The organism is Neobacillus canaveralius (assembly GCF_047237705.1).
Classification (GTDB): Bacteria; Bacillota; Bacilli; order Bacillales; family Cytobacillaceae; genus Neobacillus; species Neobacillus niacini_K.
Genome location: NZ_JBDFLL010000001.1, coordinates 5,634,475 through 5,651,349, shown reverse-complemented (window position 1 = coordinate 5,651,349; position 16,875 = coordinate 5,634,475). Strand labels below are relative to the sequence as shown.

The following is a 16,875-nucleotide window of genomic DNA, read 5'->3' as shown; positions in this document are numbered from 1 at the left end:
TGATAAATCACCAAGATACTGTCACCAAGATACTTTCACCACTATGCAGTAATCTATAACTATATTCCTATTAAAATAATATTTATTCATTTTATTTCAGGAAAAAGGTTGGATAGTAATTTGTTTCCAGCAATATTAAAATAATTTTAAGTTATAAAAATACATAATTATTAATAAAAATACATATGGTTATGGGGGCTATTTTATGAAGAAGAAAAAAATTGCAGGTCTATTAGCAGTGAGTTTACTTACGGCTGTTCCCTTTTCTACAGGATTTGCTGAGGGACCGAAGTGGACAAACGTAAATGTATATGAGGAGCAGGATGGCAGCAAGTTTAATAATGAAAACTATGACTTTATGAAATTCTCACAAATTGGGGCTAAATTGACAGATATTGAAAAACAATCCAATCGTGTAAAAGTAGAAGTCCGCGGGACATCTGCTGATGGTCATCCACTTTATGTTGTAACGATTGCAGATCCAACTACACAAGGGAAGTTCGGAAAATTCCAATCTCTTAGAAAGCAAATGTTCAAGAATCCTGGAAAGGCCCAGGATTGGATTGCGAATAATCCTGATTTTAAAGTTCCGATTATGATTAACGGCTCAATTCATGGTACTGAGTTTGTGGGGAGTGACGCGGTTATCCAATTAATCGAACGCTTTGCAACACAAAATGATGCGGAAACGAAAAATATTTTAGAGAATAATATTCTTATTTTTAACGTCGTGCAAAACCCTGATGGCCGTGTCGACGCAACTCGTTTTAACGGGGATGGTATTGATTTGAACCGCGACTTTATCACCCAGTCTCAGCCTGAAACCCAAGAAACGGTGGAACTGATTAAAGAGTGGAATCCAATGGTGTTTCTTGATACCCATGGTTATGTGAAGAATTATGGACCTAACCTGCAGGGATTAATTGAACCTTGTACGCCGCCTCATAATCCTAATTACGAGTATGACCTTTATAATAAGTGGGCAGTGGATCAGGCAAAAGCAATGGAAGCAGAAATTATGGGAGACAAGGACAATTTTACAGGCAATTTGTATCAAAGTATGGAGGGTGTTTACGTACCACAGCGTGACGATGCTGCTGGCTGGGATGATTATCCGCCAATTTTCACTCCAATGTATGCGATGTACCATGGTGCATACGGTCATACGTTAGAAGCTCCGACAAATGACTTGGATGGGGTAAAATGGATGTATAATGCCATCATGGGTGCTTTGAATTTTGCTACCGAGAATAAGCAAGCCATGATCGCAGACCAAATTGAGATGTTCAAACGCGGCATTAACTTTGATCATCCTTTCCATGAAGAAGGATTCTTCCCTAATGCATACATTTTGCCAGTTGATGAAAAAGATCCAACGGTAACGAATAAGGCTGTGAAGCATTTACTTAATAACGATATTGAGGTAAAAGAAGCAACGAAAGCATTTACTGTTGAAGGAAAAACTTACCCTAAGGGAACGTATCTTGTTCAAATGGATCAAGCGAAGGCTGGTTTAGCCAATACAATGCTATGGGATGGTGAAGACATTTCAAACGATACGCCAACTATGTATGATATTTCTGCATGGAGCCTGCCGGAGCTTTGGGGCTTTGAGGCAGTTGAGACTTACAGTCCGGTAAACGTTACAGCTAAACAGGTTAACCAAGTTACTGTTCAAGGGACTGTGACTGGTAAAGGTCCTTACTTGATAGCTAATAGTTCTGTAAAAGCGGTTGAATTAGTTAATACCTTGCTAAAAGAGGGAGTAGCTGTATCACGCGATGCGTCGGGTGACTTTTATACAACTGCTTCAGCAAATACAATCTCTGCTGCTGTGAAAGAATCTGGTCTGCAGATTGGTTCGGTTTCGAATGTACCAGCCGAGGTCAGCGTGGTTTCAAGTTTACAGGTAGCGATTCTTAAGGATGGCGGTATGGGGAAAGCTCAGTCTCACAGCGGGACAAAGCTTGCCTTGAAGAGACTAGGTTTTGATGTTACAGAGGTGACACCTGTTGATGTAGCAGTGAAAGGGTTAGAAGGTTTTGATGTTTTTGTGTATAGTGGGACAGAAAGTCTTATTTCTACTAACTTATCTGCGGCAAACAAAGAGTTTGGATTCCAAAATCCGGAACAGCTTATAGCTTTTAAAGGAAATGTTAACAGTTTTCTTGACAATGGCGGAAAGTACATTGCAGTAGGTGCTGGTGCATCCCAGGCAACAGGGACTCTTGGATTGACTGACAACACAGTTAAAACTGCTGGATCGAACAGTAATGGAATTGTGAAGGTCGATTATCTTGGCAAAGGATTAACTGGAGGCTATGGTCAGGATGATGTTGGGTTCGTTTATCGCCCAGTTTGGTATCTTGTTAAAGGCAATGATGAAGTCGCTGCTACACTGGATAACTCTGAGGATTTCTTTGTAGCAGGACATTGGAGCAATAACAAAGCAGATGCACAGGGTCAGGCAATCATCGTAAAAGAGGAAAACAAAGACGTTACCCTTATTGGTTTAGAGGCAGGATTCCGTGACCACACTGACTACTTATTTAGACTCCTATCCAATGCTATATTTGAAAAATAATAATGAGTAAGGCCTGGTTCCACATTGGACCAGGCTTGTTTTTTATCCTTGTTAATTTTAGAAATAGAAAAAACTTCTAACTTATTAGGGAATTTTTCTATTCAAACTTTGGTGACATACAAGGTGTTGAATAACCATAGAAGTGGAATCCGTGCTTTTCAAGAATGGGCTTGCTCATAGGGCTGGCATCGACAATAAGTAACGGATAACCTTTTTCTGAAGCTTCACGTGCGCGGATTGCCAGCAGCGAACTGTAATAACCTCTCTTGCGGTAATCTGCCAGAGTTGAGCCTCCCCAGAGACTAGCAAATGGTGTGCCTTCATGAAGGTACATCCAGGCAGCGCTGACTATTTTTCCATTAACATAGGCTCCGTAGAGGGAAAGGTGAGCGGAACTGTCATTAAAGTCCCGAACAAGGCGTTGACCTAAATCTTGATAATTATCATTCCAAACTTCTTCCTCTAGTTTAATAATGTCCCAGATTTCCTGTTCAGTCGTAAGTCTTTTTACTTCAGGAAGGACCTGAGTATCAAGCAGCTGATTAGCCTCCGTTAAGTCAGAAATCATAAGTGCCTCTGATGCTTCAAGTGTGAAGCCCTTTTTCTGCAGTCTCTCCTTTAAATCCAAAGGCTGATCATAATCAAAAACCTTCCACTCAAACTGCTGCTTTAAGTTTTTATAGTATGCAATTTGTTCTTCTATGACTTTGTCGGCATGCGCTTCATCCATTTCCGAGTAAGATATAAAACCCGGTTCATTCGATAGTGAAACCTTTCTGACGACAGAATCGGTCCTTTCTCTTCGAGAATTCGGCTCTATTAGTCCAACCCTTAAGTGCTGGTTAAAAAGATCTAGTATTGTGACTCTGTCCATAAAAAACCCCTCCAAAAGTAATCAATAGGGAACAAATCAATCATATAACAATTTTTTCCTATTTAGTAGATGTTTTATTTTGGTTTTTTAAAAGATTTAGATATGATAGTACAGGATTGTATCCAAAAAATACAAAATGCGGGGAAATGATATGAAAAAAGTTCTGTTGATCATTGGGATTGGGGTTGGACTGGTCGTTTTATCACCATTTTTACTGTTAGGAGTATATGCTTTAGATTTTGTCTACTATGGAGCAAATGACGATAAAGCAGAAAAGGCTGCATTAGAATACTTGGAAGAAAAGTATAGTGAGCGTTTTGAAATTAACGACGTGGAGTACAATAAAATCTTAGGTGATGACGAGGGAGATTACACGCTTACTGTGCACCCAGTGGCAAATCCGGATATTACCTTCGGGGTAGATACTAGTGAGAAGTACCAAGTGATAAGGGATAGCTATAAAGAAAATAATTGGTCAGAACAATTTAGAAAAGAAATGATCCCACTCATTGAACCGATATTTAAAGGTACAGGGGAATTCTATGTCTATGGTTCTTTTCCTAGTGAGATAGAGGAGCAATACCGGATTGAGGACAGTTATCAAACCATTTATAATGAGAATTCTCATCAAAGCTACGAACGGATTCATATATTAAATTTCGACGATATCTTTAATAAGGAGAAAGAGTTTCAGCTGATATACCAGTTATGGGAAAGTGTAAAGGATAGAAAGTTTAACGATAATAATATTGAAATAGATTATTATCCCAATGCACTAAAGGAAAAACTTAAAACCTATCCAGATTTAAACGAATTTGAAAATGAACACCGGCAGGAAATGACCTACACCTGCAGATTCTCCAAACAAGAAACACAAGAAAAGCCAATAACAACACCAGGTGATATAGAAGCCTTTTGCAGACAAATGTAAGATGTGAAAGCTTTGATGGTGACAGGCACCGCCCGTGGACAGTGTCCATCTCAGGCGGACACTGTCATATTTAGTGAGGATTGGGCACTTAGCTCAAGCCTTTTTATTTTGAGGATTTTTTTTGAATGGTGCAGTGTTTGCTTGAGATATTTCTAGGAGTTGGATAATTCTTCTTTTTAATATCCATAATAATTACATTTAATTCAGTTGCATTCAGGGGGATATGTATGTTTTCTAAATGGCATATAAGGTGGACTTTTTCGATTTTTATTAGCTTTTCAGTTATGTTATCAAGCCCGATAGAAATATTTGAAGCTGAAGTTAATGAAGGTAACGAGGATATAAAAAATGTCATTTTTCTAATAGGTGATGGCATGGGAGTTTCATTCACATCGGGATACCGTTATTTGAAAGATAATCCAGCCACGTTAGAACTGGAATCCACAGAGTTTGGACCTTACCTTGTTGGTCAACAGACGACCTTTCCAAATGATCAAAGACATAATGTAACGGATTCTGCAGCTTCAGCAACAGCGATGGCGACCGGTGTGAAAACCTATAATGGCGCAATTGGAATTGGTAATGACCACTCTAAATTAAAATCAGTTATAGAGGCAGCTAAGGAAAAAGGAAAAGGGACAGGACTGGTTGCAACCGCACAAATTACTCATGGTACTCCTGCAGCATTTGGTGCTCATGTTACTCAGCGGAAAAGTATGAGTGCGATTGCTGATGATTATTATCAAGACCGAGTAGATGGTAATCATAAAATAGATGTTTTATTGGGTGGGGGGTCTGATTGGTTTATCCGTAAAGATAGGAACCTAGTGGAAGAGTTTGTTAAAGACGGCTACAGCTACGTAACAAACCTTAAAGAGATGACTAACGATGAAAGTGCTCAGGTGTTAGGTCTTTTTGCAAAAAGAGGGCTGCCGAAAATGATAGATCGGTCAAACGACAGTCCATCTCTTGCAGAAATGACCTCTTCGGCAATCCAGCGTCTGAATAAGAACGAGAAAGGCTTTTTTCTAATGGTGGAAGGAAGTCAGATTGACTGGGCCGCACATGACAATGATATCGTCGGTGTCATGAGTGAAATGGAAGATTTCGAGAAAGCATTTAAAGTGGCCATTGATTTTGCCAAAAAGGATGGACATACATTGGTTATCGCAACAGCGGATCATTCAACCGGAGGTTTCACGATGGGGGCCGAAGGACAATACAATTGGTTTAGCTCTGTAATAAAAACAGTTAAGCGAACACCTAACTATATGGCTTCTGAGATTGTTAATGGAGCGGGAGTTAAAGAAACGTTAAAGAAATATATTGAGCTTCCTTTAACAACCAATGAAATAAGATTAGTTGAAAGAGCTGCAAGAACACAAAAAGCAAGAAACATCGACAATGCCATCGAAGAAATTATTAACACCCGTTCCTATACAGGCTGGACAACCAGCGGACACACAGGCGAAGATGTAAACGTCTATGCCTACGGACCAGGAAGTGAGCGCCTGAGAGGCCAAATCGACAATACTGATCATGCCAAAATCATCTTTGATATTTTTCGTTGAGATAAGTGCGATCATTGGTGCCTGTCACCGAGCGGTTTACTCGGTGACAGGCACCGCTCGTGGACACTTTCCACCTCAGGCGGACAGTTTGTGATATGCAATTGTAACGTTTACTAATTTCTTCACAATGTGGTGCTCTTTTTTAATAAAACCAATTTTATAATGGTGATAAGAGAATAAAAACCAGAGGAGCACTCTATTTATGAATAAATTGGTGAAGGGCACGATTTTGACTCTTTTAATTTGTATGGGTTTGTCCGCTTGTGGGGAGAAGGAGAAGGTGAAGGCACCAACGAATTTGCAAACTGAGGAACAGAGTAAAGCACAAGGGAATGAAATGGATCCTGAGGAGCTGCTAACCAACCTTAGAAATCATACAACACTTGTACCAATTGGTGATGTACCAATCCCAGCGGATAATCCGATGAAGCCTGAAGTGCTTGAACTTGGGCAAATGTTATTTTTTGACCCGCGTTTATCAGGGAATAACGAGGTAAGCTGCCAAACTTGTCATGACCCGGATATAGGGTACGGAGACAATCAGCCTACTTTTGATAAGTTTACCGGCGGCAATGGAGCAAGAAATAGCCCGACGGTGATTAATTCCGGCTATTACAAATTTAATTTTTGGGATGGCCGAGCTGCGTCACTAGAGGAGCAAGCGCTGGGACCGATACGAAATCCAGATGAGATGAATCAGCCTCTCGATGAACTTATTAAAGAACTATCGGCTATCAAAGGATACCAGGAACGTTTTCAGGCTGCATTCCCTGATGGAATCAACGAGCAAAATATTGCCAAAGCTCTAGCCGCTTTCCAAAGGCAAATTGTTGTAAAGGATACTCCCTACGACAAGTTCCTTGAAGGGGATACAGAGGCTTTAACGAATCAAGAAGTCAACGGCCTCCGTTTGTTCACAGGAAAAGCGTTTTGTGTAACCTGCCATAATGGACCAAATCTTTCTGATAACAATTTTTACAATATCGGTCTCAATACAGAGGATAAAGGCCGCCAAGCGGTAACCGGGCAAGAAGGGGATTTAGGCAGGATTCGTACCCCAGGACTATATGGAATTACCCATACAGCACCCTATATGCAGGATGGAAGTCTTGCAACGCTTGAGGATGTAATTGACTACTATGACCGCGGCGGGGATAGCCATCCCAATAAGAGCTTTTTTATCCAAAAATTTATGAGCCCGATTGGTTTAACACAGCAGGAGAAGTCAGATTTATTAGCCTTTCTAAAAACCTTGGGTGGTGAGCCTCCAATTTTTACAAAGCCTGAACTTCCTTAATAATAAAAGTATAGTCCTGAGCCCCCTTGATTCGAAGAAGTCACAAGGGGCTCGGGATTTTATTTTATTGAGGTTTCCAACTTTTTTATTACCTTTTTATATTGCTTAATAGATGTTAATTTACCGGTATAGGATACTTGGTTTTGATGATCTAAGGAAATAAACATGATAGCAAGCTTAGGAAAAAATTTCTTTGATCGGAACCGAAGGTCTTTCCAATAAATGAAATAGCCGCTTTTTCTCTTTTGAACAAACGGGTAGGCGAAGTGGGTACTTCTTAAAAACCTTTCTACTTCAGGATGCTGACTGCTATCAATTACTAGTCCAGGGTAATCTGATTTTTTAGAAAAAGTATGCTCTATACATAGCTCTCCCATTAAGTAAGAACCGAATATAAAGTCCTGATTGGTTTCAATGATAACATTCCAGTGGAAAGGCGATGTTTTAGGGATCATTTTTACCCGGAGCGCACTTTGAAAATGCTGTGAAAGCATCCATTTCGTGTAATGTGTAAAAATGAACCGAGCCATTAAGTAAAAAATCATTGCAAGATAAATGAAAGTAAAGACTCTCCCAGTTTCAAAAAAAGGCAGGAGGCTAAATCCAAGAATATGGAGCATGATGATATATGGGTCAATTAATGGGAGGAAATCTAAGGACAGCCATTTTGTAGAAAATGGGCGCAGCGCTTGAGTCCCATTTACATTAAATATATCTAAAAGAACATGTAAGGTAACAGCAAGCAATATCCAAAAAAACAGGTGGAAAATTGAACTGCCTGGGAAGAAAGGCAAGGTAGCAGCTGTAGTAAGTATGCTCCATAATGGGATTGCAGGCAATGAGTGCGACCAGCCCCGGTGATTTTGGTAATAGCTGCTTTTACCCTTAAATCGATAGCAAAAATCGAAGTCAGGTGCATTGGAACCCACTACAGTCCCGACAAGGACAGCAGTCGATAATGCGCTATCATTTGCAATCACGGGGTCGATTTGAGCTAGAGCACCTAGGCCGAAGCCGAAAATAATGTGAGAAACTGTATCCATTCATATTCCTCCTTACCGAGAGTACTTCATGCATATATTTTCTTTGAGGGTTCATCGATAACGGCAGAATAATGGTTAAGCAGGTCTTCAAATATCTGATCCCACTTTTGTGTAAGTGCGTACTTCCTAGCATTTAACGACAGTTGATTCCGGAAAGAATCATTTCCTAACAACTGAACAATACGGTTAACAAAGTCTTCTGTATTACCCGGTTCACACAAATGTCCGGTAATACCATTCGAAATAATATGTTTCACTCCGCCAGCATTCGCCCCGATTACCGGTGTCCCACTAGCAAGAGCCTCTAACACAACATTTCCAAACGTTTCAGTAGGCGATGGAAAAATAAAGAGGTCTGTCGCTGTATAGGTCTCAGCTAATCCAACCCCTTTCAAATAACCAGTAAAGGTCATATTTGGCAGTGCAGCCATTCGGAGTTCTTCAAGTAAGGGGCCATCTCCGGCAATTAACCAATGTACCTGGTTATTCAACTCAGGTGGTAGTGAGTTTGCGATTTTCATAAGCGTTTTTAAATCCTTTTCGGGTGCCAGCCTGCCCACATAGGTAAGGAGGAATCTTTTAGAAATTCCGTATCTATTAAGGACAGACTCTTTTTGATAATTTGGATGATAAAGCTGGCAATCAACGCCTCTTGGAAAAATTTCTAAGTTTCTAAACCCACGATTTTTCAGTTTTTCCAGCGTATCAATTGAAGGGACAAAGAGCTTTTAAAAGGACTATGAAACCATTTCATGTATTTCCACAGCGGATTAGAAAGGAAGTCAAGGTCATAAAAATGTAAATAATCATTGAAATCGGTGTGATAAGATCCGACAATTGGGATGTTATATTTTTTTGCAAAATAAAGACCACAAAGACCTACCGTAAACGGAGTTGCTACATGAATCAAATCAGGTGAGAATTGCTCGATTTCTGACCTAACCTCAATAAAGTTTGGGAACGCTAATCGGCATTCGGGATATAGGAAAAAGGATCTGCTTTTTAACCGGTGAATATGATCAGAAACATATTCACTTGAAACAGGATTAGGTGCAAATACTTTATAGGAAATATGTTGACCCTCAAGATAGTTAGTAAACCTTTTGAGGGTTTGAGCAACCCCGTTAATATCCGGATAAAAGGTGTCAGAGAAAATTGCAATTTTCATATAAACCCCTCCTTCGCAGTTTCCATCAACATTTAGGTTAATAAATAATAGCAAAGGCTGCCGAAGAGCGCCCCGAGAGTTCCTCCTGCAATGACATCGGATGGATAATGCAGACCAAGATAGATTCTTGATAATCCTACGCATAGTCCTAGAGGAATCAGAACGGCGGCTAGAACAGGGTTTAGAATAACAAATGGAACAATGACTGAAAATACGGCTGTGGTATGTCCAGACGGAAAAGAATGATCCTTTAATGGATTTGGTAAAATCTTTGTTGTTTCAAATAATAAATAGGGTCTTTTACGAGGGAAAAGCTTCTTCACCATTTGAACTGGTATATGACTTAGCGTTAAGGATGCCGCACTTGATATCGCAGTAAGCCTGGTTGCACCCGTCGAAAAAATGATGAGTAACAGGGTTGTTACACTTATAAACAATGCCCCTCCTATTCCAGTAATCGTACGAAAAAAGAGATTAATAATTTTTTTATCAAAATGGCTATTAATCTCTTGAAAAACCATGCATTCGAAATGATAAAAGGATTGGATTATTCTCATCATGATTGTGTCTCCCTCTATTTTAAAGACGTTGGGCAGGCTTTACAGTCGATATAGATGGTCTTCCAATGGATACGTAGGTAATCGGATATCGTTGTATATCCTTAAGTGAATAGCAATTTCGCCCATCGAAAATAATTGGTTCCTTCATATAAGCGATAAACGCATCCAATGGAAGGTGCTTGATCTGGTCCCACTCAGTTGCAATGACAGCAAAGTCAGCCTCTTTCAGCGCTTCTCTAATATTGGTTGTGTACTCAATTGAATTTCCTAATAGCTTATGGGCATTGGGGATGGCAATCGGGTCATAAGCAGTGACCACTGAACCTTCTTCTAGTAATTCTTTAATAATAGTTAAGGAAACGGCTTCACGGATATCATCTGTTTCTGGTTTGAAAGCAAGCCCAAGTACTGCGACCTTTTTGTCCTTTAATGATTCGAGCATTTCTTTTGCCTTTCTCACTAGAAGGGAATGCTGATGCTGATTTACCTTAATGACGGATTCAAGCAATTCGAATCGATGTTGGACATTGCCTGCCAGTTGAACGAGTGCTTTTGTGTCCTTAGGAAAGCAGGAACCTCCATAACCAATTCCAGGCTGAAGGTAGGTCGGCCCAATTCGTTTATCCATTCCCATTCCATAAGAGACTTCCTCAATATTTGCGCCAACTTTTTCACAGAGATTGGCAATTTCATTGATAAAGCTTATCTTCGTAGCAAGAAAGGCATTGGAGGCATATTTAATCATCTCTGCACTTCGAATATCAGTGACAACTATCGGTATTTTTAATGGAAGATAGAGCCGCTCCATAATGGAGGCTGCCTCAGGGTTATCTGCGCCAATTACGATTCGATCACTTAAATAAAAGTCCATTATTGCACAACCCTCACGAAGAAATTCAGGGTTTGATACAACATCCACTTTAAGGTGACGGGGCTTACGATTCTGGAAAATTTGCTTGATGATTTCGTTTGTTCCAACTGGGACGGTACTTTTCGTACAGACAATGACATCATTTTCGATATTTTCAGCAATGTGGTAGGAAGCAATATAAATATAGGATAAGTCAACAGATCCATCTTTTTTTTCAGGAGTTCCTACTGTAATAAAAATGACTTCGGCATCACGATAGGCTTGTTTTGGGTTCGTCGAAAAGCGAAGTTTTCCGCTAGCGAGGTTTTTCTCTAATAAAGGTTCCAGTCCAGGCTCAAAGAATGGTGAGTACCCTTTTTCGAGCATTTCTATTTTCTCCTTTTGAGTATCTAAACAGGTTACTTGATGACCTGCTTCTGCAAAACAAACTGCTGTAACTAGCCCAACATTTCCTGCTCCTGCAACTGTAATCCTCATCTTATCCCTCCAAATAATAGCGTTTGCTTAATTTTATCTGAAAAGTTTGAATTTTTTCTTAATCTAGTGTTAAAAGAGTGTAAAGACTTTGTATAGTTGGAAGAGAATTAGTGATTTTACTGACCAAATAAAGTAAAGACCTGAGCCCTGGTGCGTTTTTTGCGAACGCAACATGGCTCAGGTCCCTATTTTGTGTAGCGGTTGGCATAGCTTGAGGCAACAAAAGCATTTGGCTTTATCTTTGGCTCCACCCCCATGGATTCCATTCGTGCTACCATTTCTTTCACAAATTCTCTTGTTTTATTGCGTTTTCCGGCTCCTATATCAATATGACCTTCCATGGTGAACGTGGCACCTTGATACACATAGGGAAGGACGATATTGATTAACCGGGTCTTTCTTTCCTCAGTAAATAACGCAACAATGTCCTCCGTTAATGACAGCTCGAAGGAAATCCGCTCGTGCAGATGAGTCATTTTTCTTGGAATTACGATCTTCCTAATGCAAGCCCATGCACCTTTGCCCTCATTTTGAATGACAATTCCCGTAATAAAAATGGTATGACGTTTATGGACCTGTGAATCCGTTCCAACCATTAAGCGATAATTCCCACTGGGTGCTAAATTCATGAACTTTACAATGTGTTCGAAAACCTGTTCAAACGACATACTTTTTTCACGCAGATTCTGAAACGAATAATCAAAAACCTGATAATTTTTCATTTAGAACACCACATCTTCCCTTTCGTTTAATAATTACTCTTACAATTCTTAATATTATTTTATGGAATAAAAATTATTCTTGTGCAGCCGTTATGGGACATGCTAAACATAAAATTATCTAATAGGAATTCCACTGTCCACCTGAGGTGGACAGTGTCTTTCTGTGGTGCCTGTCACCTTTTAATGTCACTTTTTTAATATTCACCTTTTAATGTCAGACTTTTTGAAAAGCATTGAAGGAACAAGTTCTTTTGATGTACTATGACTTTATTAGTTTTTTTGGGATAGGAGTGTGTAATGTTGACGGAAAATTTTGAAGGACAGATTTTGACTTGGTTTGAACATTTCCATGCTCATCCTGAGGTTAGCTGGAAAGAGGTTAAAACAACCCAGGCCATTGCAGATATTTTAGATAATCTAGGCGTTGAATATCGTCGTTTTTCTGATGTAACCGGACTTATAGCGGAGATCGGCGAGGGAGAAGAAGTGGTAGCTGTTCGAGCGGAAATAGACGCGTTATGGCAGGAGGTGGACGGAGTTTGGCAGGGGAATCACTCTTGTGGTCACGATGCGATTATCTCTATGGTTCTTGGAGCACTACTTTACTTGAAGGATCAGCGTCTTTCTAAAAAGCTGCGTTTTATTTTTCAGCCGGCTGAGGAAAAAGGGAACGGCTCGATTGCAATGATCGAAAGAGGGGCGATTGAAAACGTCAGCCACTTATTCGGCATCCACCTTCGACCAATTGAAGAGCTTCCGATGGGACGAGTTTCAGCCTCCATTCATCACGGAGCAGCTATCTTTTTGGAAGGAAAAGTACTTGGTGAAGACGCGCACGGTGCCAGACCGCACCAAGGCAAAAATGCACTAGACGTGATTGTTGGACTGCACCAGTTCGTCAAGTCTATTTATCTATCACCGTTCGAAGCCTATTCTGCAAAACTAACAAAAGTGATCGCTGGCGGAGAGAGCTTAAACATTATCCCGGGTTCTGCGGAATTTGCAATTGATGTCCGAGCTCAAAAAAATGAGGTTCTAGGAAAACTTAAGGACCAAATAGACCACGGAATTAACAGCTTAAAGGACCTTTATGGGGTAGATATTGAATGGAATTGGAGCGATTTTACTCCTGGGGCAGAGGTTTCTGCTGATGCCGAAGCAATTGCCGAAGAAGCGATTCTGAATGTTGCTGGTCGAGAGGTGCTTGCACCACCTGTTATCACGTCTGGTAGTGATGACTTCCATTTTTACACCATTAAGAATCCAAAACTCAAAGCAACCATGATTGGCGTTGGGGCAGACCTTCAACCAGGGTTACATCATCCTAAAATGACGTTTAATCCATCAAGCCTGAACATTGGGGCGCGTATTCTTGCTGAAACGCTGCTGAGAGCATAAAAAAGTGGGTGCCTGTTACCATATTAGTTGGTGACAGGCACCAATTTTTTATAACAAAGATTTAATTTCTCTGATTTGCTCGATATGCCGCTCTTCATGGAGATAAATTAAATCGACCCATTGGTCTAGAGGAGTATAACCAAAAAGTGGGTGCTTGGCTGATTTTTCGGCTAAAATTGACTTGTCTTCAAGCTGATTATAAAACTCCAAAAATAGGTTTCTTGATTGATTTAAAAGCTCTGTAATTTTCTCTAACTCCAACGGCTCATCGCCTGGGACAACCATATCAGGTGCCTTTGCCTTCTGAGAGCGGTCAACTGCCAGCTGAACAGGCTTCGGCTCTGCATTTTTCCCATTGCTTTTAGTAAGACCAAAAGAAATAGCTTGTGTAAAAACATTTTCGGTTAAATACAAATGATGGCATACCTGTGCAACACTCCATGTCTCCACACCAAGCTTTTTATTCAGCTGCTCATAGCTTAAACCAGAAATTTCATCTAATAACTTATTCCTTGTTGAAAGTAGAATCTCCATTACATTCTCCGTCATCGACCAACACGCTCCTCTACTAAACATACAATACTGTTTATATTCACCATGATAAAAAATATTCCTAGTCATACTGTAATCAAAAACTTAATTTCAATCGTCAACTATTATGAGAACTATAATAGTGTATGTCGCATAGTATAGAGTATAGTGTACGACGTACAGCATAAAAGCAACGGAGGTGGGCGGATGAATACCTTATTAAACTCATTAACGACAGAGCTAAGGAGGGGGACTTTGACATTAGCAGTATTAAGCCAGCTGCGCACACCACAATATGGCTATTCGCTTGTGCAATTATTAGAGCAGTGTGGGATTACGATTGAACAGAGTACACTATATCCCTTGCTTCGCCGTCTGGAAAAACAGGAGTTAGTCACAAGCAGCTGGGACACCACTGAAAGCAGGCCACGCAGGTATTATGTATTAACACCATTTGGAATAGAGATATTCCAGCAGCTAAAAAAAGAATGGGAAAAGACATCACATGAACTTTCCTTACTATTAAAAGGAGATGATACCGATGAGAATAATTGACCTTTATATTCAAGAGGTTACTCGCAGGCTCCCGGTAAAAAGTCGAGAGGATATTGCACTTGAACTTCGCTCAACGATTGAGGATATGCTTCCGGTTGATTACACAGAGGAAGAGGTTAAACCAGCTCTTGAAAAATTAGGAAACCCTGCTGTCCTTGCCAGCGGATACCTAGACCGTCCTATGCATTTGATTGGTCCCCGTTACTTTGATATCTATATCAATCTGTTAAAAATGATTCTCCCCATAGCCGCAGCCATAACCTTCATTTCCATAATTGCAGACAGTATTATTTCCTATCCTGAAGAAGAAGCAGTTTTAAACGTACTCTTAAATGCTATTGGTTTTGGTATTTGGAGGATATTCAGCACTGGTATTCAAGTGTTTTTCTGGTTAACAGTGGTGTTTGCAATCATAGAGCGTACAGACCATAAGAATAGACAGGTCCCATTAACACCATGTTTAAAAGAATGGACGCCTGAAGATTTATATAATATTCCTTATATCCCAAAGGAAAAAGCGATACCAAGGGTGGAAGTATTTCTTGGGATGCTTTGGACAGCAATCTGGGCAAGTGTCTATTTCAATGCAGCTAGTCTTCTGGGAGTCTATGAAAAAGGAAATAAGGGTCTCGAATTTATCATGCCGACTTTTAATCAAGAGGTTCTGTTGTCCTACTGGCCATTGGTGGTCATTGTAATCGGATTGGAGATTGCTGTAGCGTCCTATAAATTCCATAAAGGACAATGGACTGGGACAATGGCAAGTATCAACACAGTTATGCATGGTGTTTCTTCGATTGTATTTATCCTCATCATCAGTAATAATCAGTTATTTAATCCTGCTTTTGTTACGTATATAACTGACTTATTCAGTATTACAGGTGATGTCGGCACGTGGATTTTCTGGGGAGCCGTATTTACATTCCTATTATTCGCCGCCATCGATATTTACCAAGGATTTCGGAAGGCTAATCTAAAAAACTTAAAATAGAAAAAGGCATCATCCAAATGGATGGTGCCCTTGTTAGTTCTCCTGATTAGCCGTACGCATTTGTTTGTTTTTTACATAAAAAATAAAAGTAGTAACAATGCTTAGTAACCCATAAATTAAACACATTAGCTGCAGTCCAATAAAGTCTAGCAAGAAACCAGTCATCAGCAGAACGATTTGGAAACCAACTCGATCGAGCATATTGCGGAATGAGAAAAATCTTCCATGAAAATCCTTTGGTACTTTCGTTTGAAAAATAGTAGAAGCTGTTGGAAAAAAACAGCCTACTGAAAAACCAAAAACTAAGAATGCGGCGATGGTTACCACAAAAATATCCGCAAAATAAAGCAGAATCTGAGAAAAACCAACTAGGAGTGAACTGCCAAATAAAATTTTATAAGGTGAGATATAGTCGGTAATTTTTTTTATAAAAAAGGCTCCTATCATAAAGGAAATCCCTTCTGCAGCGTAAATCCAGCCTTTAATAGCAGAACTATCCTGCAATTCACTAATATTGATGACCAAAAGATTGAAGCCGCCAAGAAACAAAAGTGGAACAAGGGTCATCAATAGTGTCATAAACACAATTGGCAGCCCCTTGATTACTGGTAATACATTTTTAAAACTATTATTTCCAGCTGTAGCTTTTCTTGTTGAAGGTGTATCATTATTCTCTTCAAAGTTTAGGAACCAGGTTAGGATCAGTAATCCAAGGTAGGCCACTAAAGAACCAATATAGAGCATGGATAAGGGAAGGAGCACCAAGAGAATCCCTCCAACGGCAGTACCGACGATACGTGATAGGGTGGATACATTCATATGAACCCCATTGAGCTGGAGCAAATCCTTATCTTTAACTATAAGCGGTATCGTTGCTTGTAAGGCTGGAAAGTAGAAGGCAGCAGAAATCTGAATGGTAACGAAAAATACGAGCATCCACCAAACCGATCCAGTAGCGATAGCAATGAGCATGAAGATGACACTGATTGTACGTAATAATCCAGACCATAGCATGACCGTTTTCTTGCTCTTTTGGTCCGTAATTTTGCCTGCGTATGGACCAACGACAATACCTGCTACAAGTCCAGTAGCCATAAGGAGCGATTTTAAGAAATCAGAAGGGATCTTCTCCTGCATGAATTCTAAATTTCCGATAATCCCAAGCCATAAGCCAAGACCAGCGATAAATTCCCCCGTTAAAATAATCCAAACATTTCTATTTTTCCACATGTATTAGCCTCTCAATCTAGTATTCTACCTATTCACCATACTATAATCTTATGGAAAGTAAAATCCAGTATA

At 39.9% G+C, this 16,875-nt stretch carries 14 protein-coding genes and 1 pseudogene; 7 read left to right on the top strand and 8 right to left on the bottom strand.

The genetic code is table 11. The annotated features are described in order from the left end of the window. Nucleotides 1-205 precede the first annotated feature (205 nt). Nucleotides 206-2,584 carry a M14 family zinc carboxypeptidase gene (locus ABC255_RS27540; RefSeq protein ID WP_412998295.1) on the top strand — a complete coding sequence of 793 codons (2,379 nt, stop codon included), beginning with the start codon at nucleotides 206-208 and terminating at the stop codon, nucleotides 2,582-2,584. A gap of 97 nt (nucleotides 2,585-2,681) precedes the next feature. On the opposite strand, the gene ABC255_RS27535 is transcribed toward ABC255_RS27540, so the two are convergent. Continuing rightward, nucleotides 2,682-3,458: a GNAT family N-acetyltransferase gene (locus ABC255_RS27535; RefSeq protein WP_412998294.1), complete on the bottom strand. Its 777-nt coding sequence runs from the start codon at nucleotides 3,456-3,458 to the stop codon at nucleotides 2,682-2,684. Nucleotides 3,459-3,609: 151 nt separating this feature from the next. Between ABC255_RS27535 and ABC255_RS27530 the strand changes: the two genes are divergently transcribed. The 3 genes from ABC255_RS27530 to ABC255_RS27520 all read left to right on the top strand — a co-directional run bounded on the left by ABC255_RS27530 (nucleotide 3,610) and on the right by ABC255_RS27520 (nucleotide 7,257). Further along, complete coding sequence (locus tag ABC255_RS27530) at nucleotides 3,610-4,389, top strand: hypothetical protein (protein WP_412998293.1); 780 nt, start codon at nucleotides 3,610-3,612, stop codon at nucleotides 4,387-4,389. 227 nt (nucleotides 4,390-4,616) lie between these two features. Then, on the top strand, nucleotides 4,617-5,960 hold the full coding sequence (locus tag ABC255_RS27525; protein ID WP_412998292.1) for an alkaline phosphatase: 1,344 nt from the start codon (nucleotides 4,617-4,619) through the stop codon (nucleotides 5,958-5,960). A gap of 202 nt (nucleotides 5,961-6,162) precedes the next feature. Next, nucleotides 6,163-7,257, top strand: a complete 1,095-nt coding sequence (locus tag ABC255_RS27520) for a cytochrome-c peroxidase (protein ID WP_412998291.1) — start codon at nucleotides 6,163-6,165, stop codon at nucleotides 7,255-7,257. A 59-nt stretch (nucleotides 7,258-7,316) separates the two neighbouring features. Here ABC255_RS27520 and ABC255_RS27515 read toward each other — a convergent pair whose 3' ends face one another. The 5 genes and pseudogenes from ABC255_RS27515 to ABC255_RS27495 form a co-directional block, all read right to left on the bottom strand. Further along, the gene (locus ABC255_RS27515; RefSeq protein ID WP_412998290.1) at nucleotides 7,317-8,300 is read right to left on the bottom strand and encodes a metal-dependent hydrolase; all 984 of its coding nucleotides are present in this window, start codon (nucleotides 8,298-8,300) and stop codon (nucleotides 7,317-7,319) included. Nucleotides 8,301-8,326: 26 nt separating this feature from the next. Continuing rightward, nucleotides 8,327-9,468: pseudogene (locus tag ABC255_RS27510) on the bottom strand (glycosyltransferase family 4 protein). 32 nt (nucleotides 9,469-9,500) lie between these two features. After that, entirely contained in the window at nucleotides 9,501-10,028 is a 528-nt protein-coding gene (locus tag ABC255_RS27505) for a phosphatase PAP2 family protein (RefSeq protein ID WP_412998289.1), read from the bottom strand. A gap of 19 nt (nucleotides 10,029-10,047) precedes the next feature. After that, nucleotides 10,048-11,376, bottom strand: coding sequence for a UDP-glucose dehydrogenase family protein (locus tag ABC255_RS27500; RefSeq protein ID WP_412998288.1), 1,329 nt, complete (start codon nucleotides 11,374-11,376; stop codon nucleotides 10,048-10,050). Between the two features lie 185 nt (nucleotides 11,377-11,561). Next, nucleotides 11,562-12,098 carry a ribonuclease H-like YkuK family protein gene (locus ABC255_RS27495; RefSeq protein WP_412998287.1) on the bottom strand — a complete coding sequence of 179 codons (537 nt, stop codon included), beginning with the start codon at nucleotides 12,096-12,098 and terminating at the stop codon, nucleotides 11,562-11,564. 297 nt (nucleotides 12,099-12,395) lie between these two features. Between ABC255_RS27495 and ABC255_RS27490 the strand changes: the two genes are divergently transcribed. Continuing rightward, complete coding sequence (locus ABC255_RS27490) at nucleotides 12,396-13,496, top strand: amidohydrolase (protein WP_412998286.1); 1,101 nt, start codon at nucleotides 12,396-12,398, stop codon at nucleotides 13,494-13,496. Between the two features lie 48 nt (nucleotides 13,497-13,544). On the opposite strand, the gene ABC255_RS27485 is transcribed toward ABC255_RS27490, so the two are convergent. Then, the gene (locus ABC255_RS27485; RefSeq protein ID WP_412998285.1) at nucleotides 13,545-14,045 is read right to left on the bottom strand and encodes a DinB family protein; all 501 of its coding nucleotides are present in this window, start codon (nucleotides 14,043-14,045) and stop codon (nucleotides 13,545-13,547) included. A 189-nt stretch (nucleotides 14,046-14,234) separates the two neighbouring features. Between ABC255_RS27485 and ABC255_RS27480 the strand changes: the two genes are divergently transcribed. Both ABC255_RS27480 and ABC255_RS27475 read left to right on the top strand, forming a co-directional pair. Beyond that, nucleotides 14,235-14,582, top strand: a complete 348-nt coding sequence (locus ABC255_RS27480) for a PadR family transcriptional regulator (protein WP_412998284.1) — start codon at nucleotides 14,235-14,237, stop codon at nucleotides 14,580-14,582. Further along, a complete protein-coding gene (locus tag ABC255_RS27475) occupies nucleotides 14,569-15,573 on the top strand; it encodes a hypothetical protein (protein ID WP_412998283.1) in 1,005 nt (334 codons plus the stop codon). Before ABC255_RS27480 ends, ABC255_RS27475 begins: the two co-directional genes overlap by 14 nt. A gap of 33 nt (nucleotides 15,574-15,606) precedes the next feature. Here the strand turns inward: ABC255_RS27475 and ABC255_RS27470 are convergent, their stop codons facing one another. Then, a complete protein-coding gene (locus ABC255_RS27470; RefSeq protein WP_412998282.1) occupies nucleotides 15,607-16,803 on the bottom strand; it encodes an MFS transporter in 1,197 nt (398 codons plus the stop codon). Nucleotides 16,804-16,875: the final 72 nt, after the last annotated feature.